Genomic DNA, 15,356 nt, shown 5'->3' with positions numbered 1-15,356 from the left:
CTATTTATTGATATTCTGCTAAGGGTATGCTGCTTATATATTCCTGCAGTGATAGCGGTTCTGCTTCTGTAATATCGCTATTATACCAATCCATTACAGCCTCTAATGTTTCCAGACTCGTATAATATGGTACCTGATAACGGACAGATAACTCACGGATATAAAAGCCAATTTTCTCTTTTTCTCGCCCTTGATTAGGGATATTCAGAACAATATGTGGCTTATACTGTTGCCAGTGATCGAGCAAATCACCTTTACTCTTTACCATAGCCGTTGTTTTTATTCCGCTCTCCTCTAAAAATAATGCAGTTCCAGCTGTTGCTGTGATCGTTGCACCCAAATTTGAAAATTCACGAATTAGAGGTAAACTTTCCTCTTTCAAACGATCAGAGACAGAGACAAACAATTGGATAGGCATTGTCTTTCCCTCCGTTTGAATAGCTAATGGAGAAGCTTTTTTAAGCGCTTCTTTTTTATTATAAGCCATTCCTATAATCTCACCGGTCGATTTCATTTCTGGTCCAAGAACATGGTCAACACCTTTTAATTTGCTTGCTGAAAATATAGGAGCTTTTACCGTGAAATAGGCAGGTTCCTCAACTAAACCAACTTCATCACTCAGTTCATGTAATGGAATTCCTAATTGCGCTTTTACCGCCCATTCAATCATCGGAATTCCTGTTACCTTACTCATAATTGGAACTGTCCGAGAAGATCTTGGGTTCACTTCCAACACATAAATGATATGATCATGAATAACAAATTGAATATTCATCATCCCGATGATTGGCAAGTTACTACAAATTTTCTGTGCAATTTGGACGATGCCATTTTTCTGTTTATCATCCAGTGTCGTCGGTGGGAAGATACTCATACTATCTCCGGAGTGAACGCCGGCTTTTTCGATATGTTCAAAAATACCAGGCACGATGATTTGTTTTCCATCGCTGATGACATCAATCTCACATTCTAATCCTGGAAGATATTGGTCAATCAGTAATGGCCAGCAACGGTCATTTGTATCCTTTTGTATTCTAGCGACATAATGGTGCAGCTCTGTCTCGTTATAGCAAATAAACATGGACTGACCACCAATAACGTAAGACGGTCGAATTAATACTGGAAAACCAAGCTCTGAAACCAATGTTGGTAGTACTTCCGATTGATGAACAATATGTCCGGCAATATGTGGAATATCCAATTGATTCAGAAATTCATAGAATTGCTCCCTGTCCTCCATCTGATCAATACGTTCCGGTGATGTACCAAGCACCTCAATTCCTTCATCCTTCAAGTCATTAGCGAGATTAATCGCCGTTTGACCTCCAAATTGAATCAGTACTCCAGCAACATTTTCTTTCTCGATTACTGCCAACACATCTTCAAGTGCCAAAGGCTCAAAATAGAGACGATCTGCTACCGAGTAATCTGTACTGACTGTTTCCGGATTATTATTAATAACCACTGCTTCATAGCCATTTTTTTTAAGGGCTAAAGCGGCATGTACAGAACAGTAATCAAATTCAACTCCCTGCCCAATCCGAATTGGACCTGAACCTAGAACGAGCACTTTTTTCGTGTTCTCCGTTACAACTACTTCATCCGTGCCATGCCATGTCGAATAATAATACGGCGTTATCGCGTCAAATTCCCCAGCGCAAGTATCAACCAATTTATAGGACGGGATAATTGCATTTTCCTTATATGATTTTCTTAGCTCTTTAGCCGTTGTACCAAACAGTTCAGCTAGTCGAATATCACTAATATTAAATCGTTTTGCTTCTTTCACCTTTTCAAACGGGATATGTGGCCATTCGTATTTTTCTAATTCATTTTCACATTGAATAATTCGATCGATTTTACGTAAAAACCAATAATCGATTTTTGTGATATCCATCAATTTCTTTATTGCCATTTTACGGTTTAAGGCTTCTCCGATTGCAAAAATACGCAAATCATTCGGAATCTCCAAAAGTTCCAGAAGTTCATCCTCTGACTTAGCAGCCATCCCTGGCCATTGGAAACTGTAAACATTCATTTCCAATGATCGTATTGCTTTATTCAATGCCCCTTCAAAAGTCCGGTCAATAGCCATAACTTCGCCAGTTGCCTTCATTTGTGTGCCAAGTGTTCGATCTGCCTCCGTAAATTTATCAAAAGGAAAACGTGGAAGTTTTACTACAATATAATCCAACGCTGGTTCAAATGATGCGTATGTATTTCCTGTAATCGGATTTAAAATTTCATCAAGTGTATAGCCAATTGCACATTTGGCAGCTATTCGGGCAATCGGATAACCTGTCGCCTTGGAAGCAAGTGCAGAAGATCTGCTCACCCTTGGATTTACTTCAATAATACAATACTCATTGGATTCCGGATTTAGAGCAAATTGAATATTACATCCTCCGACAACATCCAGTGCACGGATGACCTTTAGGGATGAAGTACGAAGCATTTGATATTGGACATCGGACAATGTCTGGGAAGGTGCCACCACAATGGAATCACCTGTATGCACACCGACCGGATCCATATTTTCCATATTACATACAATCACACACGTATCATTTGCATCACGCATGACCTCGTATTCGATTTCCTTCCATCCTTTAATGCTCCGCTCAACAAGTACTTGATCAATGGGGCTTAACATAAGTCCTTTATTCAATAGATTCTTATACTCTTCCTCGTTATATGCAAATCCTCCACCTTCACCTCCAAGGGTATAGGCAGGACGCAAAATAACTGGAAAACCGATTTCATTAATAAACGCCAATCCTTCTTCAACCGACTGGACAATTTTTGATTCTGATATAGGTTCATCAATATCAATCATGAGTTGACGAAATAATTCCCTGTCCTCACCGTTTTTTATTGAGGATACACTCGTCCCCAACAGTCTTACATCATATTTTTCCAGTATTCCCTTTTCAAAAAGTTCCACTGTTAAATTTAATCCGGTCTGTCCTCCAAGACTTCCTATCAATCCGTCTGGCTTTTCTTTTGCAATGATTCTTTCAATCGTCTCAGCCTTTAATGGCTCCATATAGACATGATCAGCAATACGATCATCCGTCATAATGGTTGCCGGATTATTATTAACTAGAACGACTTCAATACCTTCTTCTTTTAATGCCAGACATGCTTGGGTACCTGCATAGTCAAACTCTGCTGCCTGCCCGATCACGATTGGTCCGGAACCAATGACCAATACTTTTTTAATGGAATTATGCTTCGACATATGCTGGTACTCCCTCCTGAGCTGCAGTAACTACTTGCTGGATAAACGCATTGAAAATATATTCTGTATCACTTGGACCGGGGTGTGCTTCTGGATGAAACTGTACAGACTGTATTGGTTTGCTTACATGTTTCATTCCTTCAAGCGAGCGGTCATTCACATTTCTGAATAAAACTTGAAAATCACGAGAATCAATACTATTTTCTTCTACGACATAACCATGGTTTTGTGATGTCATGCGTACCTTTCCTGTCAGTAGATCCTTAACAGGGTGATTAGCCCCACGATGACCAAAAGGCATTTTCTTTGTAGTAGCTCCATAGGCAAGCGCAATAAGCTGATGTCCAAGGCAAATCCCAAGTGTAGGGTAGTTTTCTGTTAGTGCTTTGATTACTGGAAAATATTCCTTCAATTCCATTGGATCTCCAGGACCATTGCTCAGTAGTATTCCATTCGGATTCATGGATTTTATCGTTTCCAAAGAAGTGTGATAAGGAACGACTGTAACTTTGCATTGTGCTAGCAATGCCTGAAGAATTGACTTTTTATAACCATAATCGATTAATACAACATGGTATAAACCATTCCCATACGTTTGGGGAGATTTAACGGAAACACGATTCACCAGGTCCATATTTTCCATCTTTCCCCAATCGGAAGACAATTGCTCCTTATCTTTCTCTTTTTCGCTAACAATTTTTCCAACTACCGTCTTATGTTTACGAATTGCAGCAACGAGTGAACGTGTATCCACATTTTTCAATCCTGAAATATTTGCTTCCTTTAGTTTTTCCGAGAATGATGAAGTGGACTGATAATGACTTGGTTCATCACAAATATCACTTGCGATTACAGCGGTCACGGACAGTTTATGGCTTTCATCATCCATATCATTTATACCGTAGTTACCAATAATCGGATAACAAAATGTTAATATTTGCCCAGCATAAGAAGGATCGGTCATCATCTCTTGATAACCCGTCATGCTCGTATTAAATACAACTTCACCACTTATTTCCTGCTCTGCACCGATCCAATCACCTTCAAATTGTTCACCGGTTTCAAGTATGAGGTATCCTTTGCTCATGATGTAATGCCCTCCGCTTCTGTTATGACCTCTTTGAATAACTGAAGAAAGTTCTCCAGTTCCTGTTTTGTAGTTGTTAGTGGAGGTAAAAACCGTAATACATTCATTCCAGCCGATAAAACGAGTACACCTTTTTCACGGAAAGCTTCAATTAATGAAGCTGCTTCTACAGTCAATTCCATTCCAATAAGAAAGCCGAGTCCACGAATATCCTGAATCATTTCATGTTTTAACATTAACGCTTCCAGCTGATCCATTAACCAATTACTATTGGATTTCACTTGGTTTAGTATTTCTTCATCTAACAAGGTTTCGATTGTCGCAATTCCTGCGGTCGTTGAAAGTGGATTACCGCCAAAAGTACTGCCATGTGTTCCAGGCTGAAATGTGGTTGCAGCTTTTTCTTTAGCAAGCAAGGCGCCTATCGGAAATCCAGATCCAAGACCTTTTGCGAGTGTCATGACATCCGGCTCTATTCCGTATTGCTCATAAGCAAACAATGTACCTGTTCTACCTATCCCCGTTTGCACCTCATCAACCATCAGTAAAATATCCGCTTCCTTACAGATAACAGATAGTTTCTCAACCCAAGCCTGCTCCGCCTTATTCACGCCACCTTCACCTTGAATCAACTCGAGTAGTACTGCCGTTGTTGTACCATTATCAACTTGTTCTAGAGACGCTTCATCGTTATAGGTCAAATAACGAAATCCTGATGTTAATGGGCTAAATCCTTGATGAATTTTCTCTTGCCCTGTTGCTGCCATTGTTGAGCCTGTGCGACCGTGAAATGATTGGTGAAACGTTACTATCTCGGTACGTTCCGGATGACTGTTGTCCTTTGCATATTTTTTCGCTAATTTAATTGCAGCTTCATTTGCCTCTGCACCACTATTACAAAAAAATACTTTATCATAGCAACTGTTATTTGTTAATAATGCTGCAAGCTCATTTTGCGAAGGTATTTCGTACAGATTGGAGCAATGCCATAGTTGATTAAGCTGATTACTCAGTTTCTGATGTACCTTTTCGGGTACATGCCCTAAATTACACGTTGCAATTCCAGATGTGTAATCCAGAAATTTATCCCCTTTCTCGTTCCATACATAGCTTCCCTTGCCTTTCACGATTGTAAGTGGGAAACGCTGATACGTATGCATTACGGAATGGGCAGGTTGATTAATCACTGTATTAGACATGCTGTACCTCCTTGTTTTGAATTACTTTTGTTCCGGCCTGCTTTCCTTCCATGAACTTTTTTAAATCCTCTGGGTCAAGACCGTTTAAGATAACGGATTCCTTTACCCCACCGGATAACCCTTTTAATGCAGATCGAACCTTTGGAATCATGCCTCCATAGATAATGCCAGATGCTATTTTTGCCTCAATTTCTTCTTCTGTCAGTTGTTCATGGACAATCTTTTTACCAGAAATTTCCTCCATTACCCCAGGTATATCACTGATCAATACCAGTTTTCCTTTTAGAGCCTGCGCAACGGCTGCTGCAGCCATATCACCGTTAATGTTATTTCGTTGACCTGAAATATCCACGCCAATTGGAGATATAACCGGTATTCCTCCATTTTCGATAATCAGCTGCAACCAGAAAGAATTTACTTTTTCCACCTGCCCGACAAATCCGAGTGAACATTCTGAATCAATAGGTATTGTCTGAAGAAGGGAACAATCTACACCGCTCATCCCAATAGCTGTTCCACCTTCTTTTTGCAGTTTACCAACAATTTTTTTATTAATTGAACCACTCATTACCATCTCAGCTACATCTAGCACTTCCTTTGTCGTTACACGTAAGCCATCAATAAATTCGGTTTTAACATTCAACTGCTTTAAAGCATGGTTTATTTCCGGACCACCACCATGCACGATAATTGGTTGACATATGTTTTGTTCCTTTAAATTTACGACCATCTTATAAAAGGAATCAGGAAGTTTCGCCAATACACTGCCACCCATTTTTAACACAACGATATTCATCTTTTCACCTCACGTTCGATAGGAAGCATTTATTTTGACATAATCATAAGTTAAATCACAGCCCCAGGCAGTTGCTTCACAGTTACCATTTTGTAGATCAATCCCTAGTTTCACCGTTTTGTTTTCCAGATAACTTTTACCTTCGCTCTCATCAAAGTCCAGTGGCAGACCGTCTTTTACCACCTCAATATCACCAAGGGATACACCAATTTTTTCTGGGTCAAGTGGTTGCTCGCTATAGCCAACTGCACATACAATTCTTCCCCAATTTGGATCTGAACCATATACCGCTGTTTTTACGAGATTGGAAGAAATGACTGCTTTTGCCACTTGGCCTGCCGATTCCTCTGTTGGAGCACCTTTCACATTTACTTCGATCAGCTTTGTTGCTCCCTCGCCATCACGGGCAATCATCTTTGCTAGTTCCTCACTTATCAATTGCAATGCTTGAATAAACGTCGCCCATTCTGGATGTGACTCATTTAGTAGATTGTTATTTTGCTGTCCATTTGCAAGGACTAGCACCATATCATTCGTACTACTGTCTCCATCAACCGTAATCATGTTAAATGATTTATTGGTAACTTCACGTAAAGCTTGCTGTAAACTATCTGGATCTACTGCTGCATCTGTTGTAATAAACGATAGCATGGTCGCCATGTTCGGATGAATCATCCCCGAACCTTTAGCAGCACCACCGATTGTTATCGTTTTATTATCAATTTCCAATTGGATTGCAGTATGTTTCGTAACGGTATCTGTCGTTAAGATTGCATGCTCAAAATTTTCGGTAGAAGTTTCGCTTCCCATTAAGTCGATCCCTTTTTTAATTTTGTCCATTGGTAAAGGTACGCCAATCAATCCTGTTGAAGCGACAGCTACATGGTCCGTAGATACATCCATTTTCTCTGCCGCCCATTGCTGCATTGTTAATGCATCGCTATACCCTTGTTCACCTGTGCAGGAATTGGCATTTGCTGAATTTACGATGATTGTCTGTATTTGCTTATTCTGTTCGATACTATTTTTCGTAACCTTTAATGGTGCAGCCTGAAAAGCATTTAATGTATACACTCCTGCAGCCGCGGCAGGGTTTTCGGAATGGATCCAGCCGAAATCTAGTTTCTTTTTTCTTAGTCCACAATGTACCCCGCCTGCCGTAAACCCTTTTGGACTTGTCACATGTCCATCCTTCAAGACCTGTATAGTACTCTCTGTCATTATTGCCATCTTGCTTCCGCCTCCTTATGGATAAACCGGTATTGTATATAATCCGTGTGTTTCTTCCCAGCCATTCATCAAATTCACATTTTGAATTGCCTGACCTGCCGCACCCTTAACGAGGTTATCGATGGCAGATGCGATAATTATCCGATTGCTTCTCTGATCCACGTGAATCCCAATATCACAATAATTACTCGCATAAACATCTTTCGTAGTTGGAAAAAATCCTTCTTCCCGAACTCTTACAAATGGATGCTTTTCGTAGAAGGATTGGTACTGCTTGATAACTTCCTCTGTTGACGTTTCCTTCGCCAATTGGCCATACATCGTACAAATCAATCCTCTTGTCATCGGCACAAGATGTGTCGTAAATGCAACGGTAATCGGTTCCTTTGCCTGAGCCGTTAAGTATTGTTCGATTTCAGGAATATGCTGATGTTTGCCAATCTTATATGGTTTAATATTTTCATTCGTCTCTGAATAGTGGGTCATTGCTGTCGGTGTTCTTCCAGCACCAGATACCCCTGTCTTTCCATCGATAACAATTCCGCTTTCTAGAATAACCTTGTTTTCCAAAGCCGGAATCAGACCGAGCAATGCTGAGGTTGGAAAACATCCAGGATTGGAAATAATCGTTGCTTGTTTTATTTGTTCTGGATAAATTTCCGACAAACCATAAACTGCCTTATCAATCAATTGCTTTGGTGCTGCTTTCTTTCCGTACCAATATTCGTATTCAGATGGTGAATCCAAACGCAAGTCACCAGAAAGATCGATACACTGAATCGAAGACCCAGCAAGCTGAGGAATGATCTCCTTTGCAATTCCAGCAGGTGTTGCAAAAAATAATATATCCACTTCCTCTTTCAAACTCTCAATCTGTAATTCTTGCATTGGATCCTCTATGAAATCAGTTAAATGTGGATAAATAGCCGCAATGTGTTCGCCATGCTGTGAATGAGAGATTATCTTTTTCAACTGCATATGTTCGTGTGTTTGCAGTAGTCTTATAAGCTCAATTGCTCCATATCCAGTTCCCCCGATGATACCTACGTTCTTCAAAGAATTCCGCCCCTTCATTAATTTCGAATTATTCATTATTATAGTGATAACCGGACATTTATGCAAGTATAATTATAAAAAAATATTTATAATTATACATAAAAATTAATAATAAATCTGTTTTAATTGAATATAACGCATAAATTATGCATAAAAAATACCCCTTTTATGTTAAAGGGGTATTTTCCGGTTAAGGTATATATTTATTTAGAAATGCTGAAAGATTATTCATGTACTTCTCCCTATCCTTCACGAAGGATTCACCATGACTTGCCTCTTCGAATATGACTAGTTCAGCATCGCTTTTCGTATTTTCATATAATTCTTCTGCCATCGCAGTTGGTACAAAAGTATCTTTATTGCCATGAATATAAAGGATAGGTATCTCTGATTTCCGTACTTGCTTCAGTGCAGAAGCTTCTTTTAGCGTGTAGCCGGCTTTCAAATTTGTTACGATTCCTGTTGTCGATATAATCGGAAATTCAGGAAGATGGAACATGCGCTCAAGCTGGTAAGAGAACAGTTCCTCGACTCCAGTATAGGCACTATCCGCAACAATTGCTTTCACATTCTTTGGCAGTTCTTCTCCACTTGCCATTAAAACAGTCGCTGCCCCCATCGAAACACCGTGCATTACAATTTCGGTATCGGGACCTAGCTCATCCAGAATTTTGTCTAACCAATCCATATAATCCAGACGATCATGCCAGCCAAATCCGATATAATCTCCCTCACTTTGGCCGTGTCCACGAAGATCAGCCGTGAACATATTATATCCTAACTCTTCATAGTAATATTTACCAAACAATGACATATCATTTGCCCGTCCAAGATATCCGTGTGCAAACACGGCCGTCTTATTTGTTGGTACTTCTCCTTCTAAATAATACCCTTTCAAGTCTAAACCATCGTATGACTCCATTTCCCACTGCTGGAAATCCTGTTCTGCAGACCAGTCACGCCAATCTCCATCTAACAGCATTTCCATTGTTTCAGCGGAAACCTCCAAATCAGTATTACCCGTCAAAAAATCTTTAACATTTCGTTCAATTGCAAGGTCATAAAAGAAAAAACCAGCAATAATATCTATAATCAACAGAACCGCAATTAGTCCCAAAGCAATTTTCTTCCATATTTTCTTTTTCTGCACATGAACGCCCCTTTCCTATAATTATATAATACAATTATACTAGAAAATTTACATAAATAGGTATCCATGTTTTGGTATGGAAACGATTTATTAGAAAGCTTGGTTGCAACTAAGCTTTTGGGTGACAGCCAAAGCCCGCACTTATGCAGTAAGAAAGTAGTTTATACTTTCTTAACGGCAAATAAAAAAACCCTCCGCGAAAGCGAAACGTTTTTCTATGTTTCTATTTCCTTCGTTTAATTCCAACTAATGTAACAACACTAAAAAAAATCACCTGACTAACTAGGAAAATGATTGCACCTATTTTTTGTTCTTGTACTGGATCAAAAGGTAAAAGGGAGGCAAAAAATTCTACTGGTACGTCCGTTAAATCAGGCAAACAAAGTGCGAGTGCGGACATAAACAAATCAATATCGGAATAGATTGCATAAATTCCTTCACTAGCCACAAACAATAGAACACTAAAGGGAATCAGTAAAACCATGTTAATTAAGGTATACTTCCACTTTTTTTCATCTGTTAATTGCGTTAAAGACATGATTGGGATCCAGAGTATGATAGCAGAGATAAATAACGCCAATAAAAAGAAGTAATTCAAATAAAGATCGATTCGTGCAAAATTAAAGATGAATGGAATATGATAACCATAAAAAAATAGTTGAAAAATAAGTATTGCTGTTACTGGCCTTCTTAGCTCATTTACTACCCTTTCCAAAAAGGCAAAAGACTTTAACCGCTCCAAAATTTCTGTTTTCAATCCAGCAATTAATAATGGAGGAGCAACAAGTAATAATAGTACCATTTGGAAAATATGGCTACTGAATTTTATTCTGCCTGTCACATTCAACGGACTCCCAATTGCAATAAATATAACAATTAAACCGATTACAAAAACAATCGATTTCCATAAAGGATGTTTCCTTGATGTAGGAAGCAAGAAGAAATAGATGATTGCTGCAAACATGGAAAATATCAATATTCCACCATTCCATAATGTGGAGAAATGGAATTCATCCAAAATTATATCGAGCATAAGTGCCACCACCTTTCCGTTCATGTTAGCGTGCACTTAAATTATAAATCATATAGAGCAATAGAAGAAACAAAGATATAACAATCTTATGACACATTCAACAAAGAATCCGTTATAAGAAACATTCTATCCCATGCTGGCTTTACCGTTATCACATGGTTTATTATCGTAATTATACGGAGTGTATTCGTTTAATCAATAAATGTTAGAAAAGTATAAAAATATCGTGGTATAATGGTAGAATAATTTGTTTAAGGGGTTGTACATATTGATTCAAACCTATTTCATTACCGGTTACCCCGGTTTCTTGGCAAGCAGTCTGATCCGTCAACTTTTACATGATCAGCGAGATCATATTGAACATATTTATTTGCTTGTCTTGCCAGATCAAGAAAGAAAGGCAACGGAAGAAATTAGATACCTTGCTAAAAGTAATGATTTAGATCCCACTTTCTTCTCCATCATTACTGGCGATATTACAAAATCAAATCTGTCTATGGACACAGATATGAATCGTGAATTGCAGGAATCAATCACACATGTTTTCCACCTGGCAGCGATTTATGATTTGGCTGTCCCCTCAGAACTTGCTTATAACATAAATGTTAATGGGACTGCGAATGTAAATAACTGGGTGAAGACATTAGGCAGTCTTGACCGCTATATATACTTCAGCACGGCTTATGTATCTGGAACTCGTGAAGGACGCATATATGAAAACGAACTTGCGGAAGGGCAAACATTTAAAAATCATTATGAACAAACAAAATATGAAGCAGAGTTACTTGTTGAAGATATGAAAAAGTCGGTGCCAACAACGATTATTCGTCCAGGTATTGTTAAAGGTCATTCTGAAACAGGGTTTACGGTTAAATTTGATGGCATCTATTTTTTATTGAACATGTTTGAACATTTACGTCATTTACCGGTGATCCCTTATTTAGGCGAAGGTAGTGCAGAAGGTAACTTTGTTCCATCTGATTATGTATTTAAGGCAACAAGCTATTTAGCGCTTAACGAAATCGGCAAGGGAAAGACTTACCATTTAACAGATCCGAATCCATATACGATGCGTGAATTATACCGCATCATTTCTGAAGCATATCTTGGGAAGATACCTTGTGGAACCATGCCCGTAACATATTCAAAGATTCCTTTATCCATTCCATCTATTCGCAAATGGCTTCAAGTGGAAAAAGAAGCAATGGATTATTTCACCTTTCATGCTTCGTATGACAGCACCCAGACCGTCAAGGATTTGGAAAGATCCGGTATCGTTTGTCCTGATTTGAAAGATACGATTGAACCAATGATCGATTTTTATCGTAAGTATAAGCATGATGGGAACAAACATATTGAAATTAAATGATTGGTGTGGGGCTTGATGGAGCTCCTCACACATTTGTACGGATTTGGCTTCCATTTTTTACGTATCACCTTCTCCACTCAGCTTACAAATAATCTAGGATTTTGCTCCATTCCTCCACTTTACCTTCAAATGTTTTTGTATATCGTCCTGGAATTGGGCTTGTCGAGGGCATTTTCACCACGTTCACATTCGTACGTTTTTCGACTGGAAAGTTTTTCGTAAACGTTTGATATGACTTCGTTCCATTACAGGCTATCAATTTTATGGATGGGTTTCCCCGAAGTAAACCTTCTATGTCATTTGTCTCTTCGTCTCTAATGCTCGCATCAAGACTTCCCTTTCGATAACAGGACCCTATCGTATCCCAGAGCGCTATTCCATTCCTTTTAATCAATTTAATCTTCTCCTCGTAATCACGCGTAGGTTGTTCATGAAATAATTCAAACATGATCGCCCAAAAATGATTACGGGGATTTCCATAGTATTCGCTCTTTGTCAACGACATCCCTCCAGGCATCGACCCGAGAATTAGTACTTTCGGTTTTTCAGGCAAAACAGGAGAGAACGATAGTAGTTTTTCCTCCATGAAGATTCCTCCAATCATACGTTTTATTATCATCATACCCCAATGAATCGTTCCTGTTCAAAACGGAAAGATCCAAATAACACATATGCCCATTTATGAATAGAATAATATAAATATTAATCGGTAAGGAAGCTTGGAATATAACATCAAAAAGTCTATATCAATCTGACCGGAAACAAGGAGAACCGTTGATTATCACCTCACCCCACTCCGTTATACGGGATACAATGAGACAGATAGCAACCTCGGCCAATGAAGCTGGAATGATAGCTATGTGGAGAATAAACTATTGAAGTATAATGGAGAAAACACGTATGAACGTGAATATTTAAATAAGACTAAGTGAGGTTATTGGAATAATGCCCTCGCTTAGCCTTTATTTCTTGTTAATCAGAAATAGCTATCTCTTCATCCATGATGTATCCAAGTTTTACATAATTAATGATTTTTTCAACTTCCATTTCCACTCTTTTTCTACCATATGGATACTCAAACCAGTTACCCTGTGTAGTTGTTTTATCATCTACCATACATAATGAAAATGAAATCCATGGTGGCATAAACGTTTTTAAGGACAGATGCATTCTCCGCATATGTATATTCGTAGTTACAACGATCAATCTTTGGATATTATGCAATCCCAATGCCCGGTCGAGCACAAGTAATGAAGCCAATACATTTTCCTTCGTATGTAGGGATTCTTTTTCAATTATAATATCTTCGTCGGGAATTCCCATTTCAATTGCTTTATTTCGAAGTAATTCCGCCTCCGTTAAGACGGCGTCCTCCCAAACGACTCCACCGGAAAATAATATTTTCTTGGATCTTCCATTTTTATATAATTCAACTGCTTTAGGCAAACGGTATATGACGGCCTTACTGCTTCCTGGAACAAAAATACAATCGCCTTTCTTATGGTCGTCCTCCATATTGTTATAAAGCAACTCTGTCATTTGCGCATCCGTCAGTTTCCCAGGCTGTAATTGTGATATTTTCATAAGTCACCTTCTTCGTTTTGGTTATACTTCTTCTTTCTTTAAATTTTTGATTTTTTCAACCAGCATATCCTTATAAGGTGTTAATTTATTTAAATAATGCCATGCGTTCAAAAATAAAAACCACCATACAATTAAGTAAATATGTACGAAGATGATAAATACAGACCAAAGATTTCTCGTTTGGAATTGTGCCCACACATATTCATACTCATTTACCCCTTCTGGTCTGCCAATACTATAAAGAAATCCAACAAGCGGTAGGAGAAGCGATAATATAATTGTAACAGCTGCTAAAGGACTATATATTTGACGCACCCAATTGATGATTCCACTAACTAATGTCAGGAAAATGATGATGTAATAAAGAACCCAGAACCAATTTGGTAATGTTTCCATTTCAATCCCCCCAAAAACTTCCCTTACCTTTATTTAATTCGGCAAAGAAATGAATCATCCTGCTTTAACAAGCATATTTCTTTAAAGAACAAAAGTCGCCTTCCTCTTTTGAAAGAAAGTATTCCTGCACTATATTTATATGAAAGAAGGATAGTCAGATATGTTTTATGGAGAAATATATTTTCCCATAGCAATTTCTGTTATGATACTACTAAATTTACTTTCTATTATCTGAGGTGATGTTGTGAAAGCTATACTTATCGGTATTATAGCTGCTTTATTCTTTTCCGTGACCTTTGTTTTGAACCGGTCAATGGAATTAGAAGGTGGAAGCTGGGCTTGGAGTGCATCACTGAGATACATATTTATGTTACCCATTTTATTTATTATTGTTGGCTATAAGCGAAATATAAAGCCGGTCATGAAACATATGAAGAACAGTCCTGCCCCTTGGTTCCTATGGAGTACGATTGGATTTGGATTATTTTATGCTCCACTTACGTTTGCAGCCATTTATGGTCCAGGCTGGCTCGGAGCTGCAACGTTTCAGTTTACCATCGTTGCTGGTTCATTACTTGTCCCATTTTTAAATAAAAAAAAGAAACAACGTATGCCAATCCAAGGGATATTCATCTCACTCATTATTCTTGCTGGTGTGTTTATCATGCAGATCGACCATGCCTCATCTGTTCCAATTGTAAATGTAGTATTATGTGTAGTGCCTATTATTATTGCTTCGTTTGCCTATCCGCTTGGCAACCGTAAAATGATGATGTTTGTAAATGGAAATTTGAATTCATTTCAACGTATTCTCGGTATGACTATTGCTTCGATGCCGTTTTGGTTCATGTTTTCCATTTATGGATTCGCAACACATGGGTTACCTAGTCAGAGTCAAGTAATCCAGTCCTTTATCGTAGCAGTCTCATCTGGAATTATTGCGACTGTTCTATTTTTCTATGCTACAGAAATGGTTCAAAACGACAATCAGAAGTTAGCTGGTGTAGAGGCGACGCAATCGGGCGAAGTTATTTTCGCCTTGATTGGCGAAATTCTAATATTAGGTGCCCCATTGCCTAGCACCGTTTCTTTTATCGGGATGGGACTTCTCATTTTTGGTATGATTTTACATAGCGTTGTTTCTGCATTAGGTAATCGGAAGAAACTAGCATTCTACCAGAACGTTACACAAAAAAAGGGATAGAGCTGAATATA

The 15,356-nt window shown here is 38.5% G+C and carries 13 protein-coding genes; 2 read left to right on the top strand and 11 right to left on the bottom strand.

What is annotated here, in order from left to right; genetic code table 11:
* Positions 1-4 precede the first annotated feature (4 nt).
* The 8 genes from carB to ACHABU_RS13015 all read right to left on the bottom strand — a co-directional run bounded on the left by carB (position 5) and on the right by ACHABU_RS13015 (position 10,792).
* Positions 5-3,241 carry a carbamoyl-phosphate synthase (glutamine-hydrolyzing) large subunit gene (gene carB, locus ACHABU_RS13050; protein ID WP_435765339.1) on the bottom strand — a complete coding sequence of 1,079 codons (3,237 nt, stop codon included), beginning with the start codon at positions 3,239-3,241 and terminating at the stop codon, positions 5-7.
* A complete protein-coding gene (locus ACHABU_RS13045) occupies positions 3,228-4,328 on the bottom strand; it encodes a carbamoyl phosphate synthase small subunit (protein ID WP_435765338.1) in 1,101 nt (366 codons plus the stop codon). Before ACHABU_RS13045 ends, carB begins: the two co-directional genes overlap by 14 nt.
* Complete coding sequence (locus ACHABU_RS13040) at positions 4,325-5,527, bottom strand: acetylornithine transaminase (RefSeq protein ID WP_435765337.1); 1,203 nt, start codon at positions 5,525-5,527, stop codon at positions 4,325-4,327. The genes ACHABU_RS13045 and ACHABU_RS13040 overlap by 4 nt, the downstream gene beginning before the upstream one ends.
* Positions 5,520-6,323 (bottom strand): acetylglutamate kinase, encoded by an 804-nt coding sequence (argB, locus tag ACHABU_RS13035; RefSeq protein WP_435765336.1) that lies wholly within the window; start codon positions 6,321-6,323, stop codon positions 5,520-5,522. Before argB ends, ACHABU_RS13040 begins: the two co-directional genes overlap by 8 nt.
* A gap of 9 nt (positions 6,324-6,332) precedes the next feature.
* Entirely contained in the window at positions 6,333-7,553 is a 1,221-nt protein-coding gene (gene argJ / locus ACHABU_RS13030; protein ID WP_435765335.1) for a bifunctional ornithine acetyltransferase/N-acetylglutamate synthase, read from the bottom strand.
* A 15-nt stretch (positions 7,554-7,568) separates the two neighbouring features.
* Positions 7,569-8,609 (bottom strand): N-acetyl-gamma-glutamyl-phosphate reductase, encoded by a 1,041-nt coding sequence (gene argC, locus ACHABU_RS13025; RefSeq protein ID WP_435765334.1) that lies wholly within the window; start codon positions 8,607-8,609, stop codon positions 7,569-7,571.
* Positions 8,610-8,799: 190 nt separating this feature from the next.
* Entirely contained in the window at positions 8,800-9,759 is a 960-nt protein-coding gene (locus ACHABU_RS13020) for an alpha/beta hydrolase (protein WP_435765333.1), read from the bottom strand.
* Between the two features lie 223 nt (positions 9,760-9,982).
* Positions 9,983-10,792, bottom strand: a complete 810-nt coding sequence (locus tag ACHABU_RS13015) for a cytochrome c oxidase assembly protein (RefSeq protein ID WP_435765332.1) — start codon at positions 10,790-10,792, stop codon at positions 9,983-9,985.
* Between the two features lie 268 nt (positions 10,793-11,060).
* Here ACHABU_RS13015 and ACHABU_RS13010 point away from each other — a divergent pair, with 268 nt between their 5' ends.
* Positions 11,061-12,161 (top strand): SDR family oxidoreductase, encoded by a 1,101-nt coding sequence (locus ACHABU_RS13010; protein ID WP_435765331.1) that lies wholly within the window; start codon positions 11,061-11,063, stop codon positions 12,159-12,161.
* An 82-nt stretch (positions 12,162-12,243) separates the two neighbouring features.
* Here the strand turns inward: ACHABU_RS13010 and ACHABU_RS13005 are convergent, their stop codons facing one another.
* From ACHABU_RS13005 to ACHABU_RS12995, 3 genes are all read right to left on the bottom strand, one after another.
* On the bottom strand, positions 12,244-12,747 hold the full coding sequence (locus ACHABU_RS13005) for a DNA-deoxyinosine glycosylase (protein ID WP_435765330.1): 504 nt from the start codon (positions 12,745-12,747) through the stop codon (positions 12,244-12,246).
* Between the two features lie 386 nt (positions 12,748-13,133).
* On the bottom strand, positions 13,134-13,745 hold the full coding sequence (locus tag ACHABU_RS13000) for a YdcF family protein (protein ID WP_435765329.1): 612 nt from the start codon (positions 13,743-13,745) through the stop codon (positions 13,134-13,136).
* A gap of 21 nt (positions 13,746-13,766) precedes the next feature.
* Positions 13,767-14,141: a hypothetical protein gene (locus ACHABU_RS12995; RefSeq protein ID WP_435765328.1), complete on the bottom strand. Its 375-nt coding sequence runs from the start codon at positions 14,139-14,141 to the stop codon at positions 13,767-13,769.
* A 244-nt stretch (positions 14,142-14,385) separates the two neighbouring features.
* Between ACHABU_RS12995 and ACHABU_RS12990 the strand changes: the two genes are divergently transcribed.
* Positions 14,386-15,345, top strand: coding sequence for a DMT family transporter (locus ACHABU_RS12990; RefSeq protein WP_435765327.1), 960 nt, complete (start codon positions 14,386-14,388; stop codon positions 15,343-15,345).
* Positions 15,346-15,356: the final 11 nt, after the last annotated feature.

This window comes from Oceanobacillus sp. CF4.6 (genome assembly GCF_051262635.1).
Taxonomy (GTDB): domain Bacteria; phylum Bacillota; class Bacilli; order Bacillales; family Amphibacillaceae; genus Oceanobacillus.
This window is presented reverse-complemented; position numbering and strand designations above follow the sequence as displayed.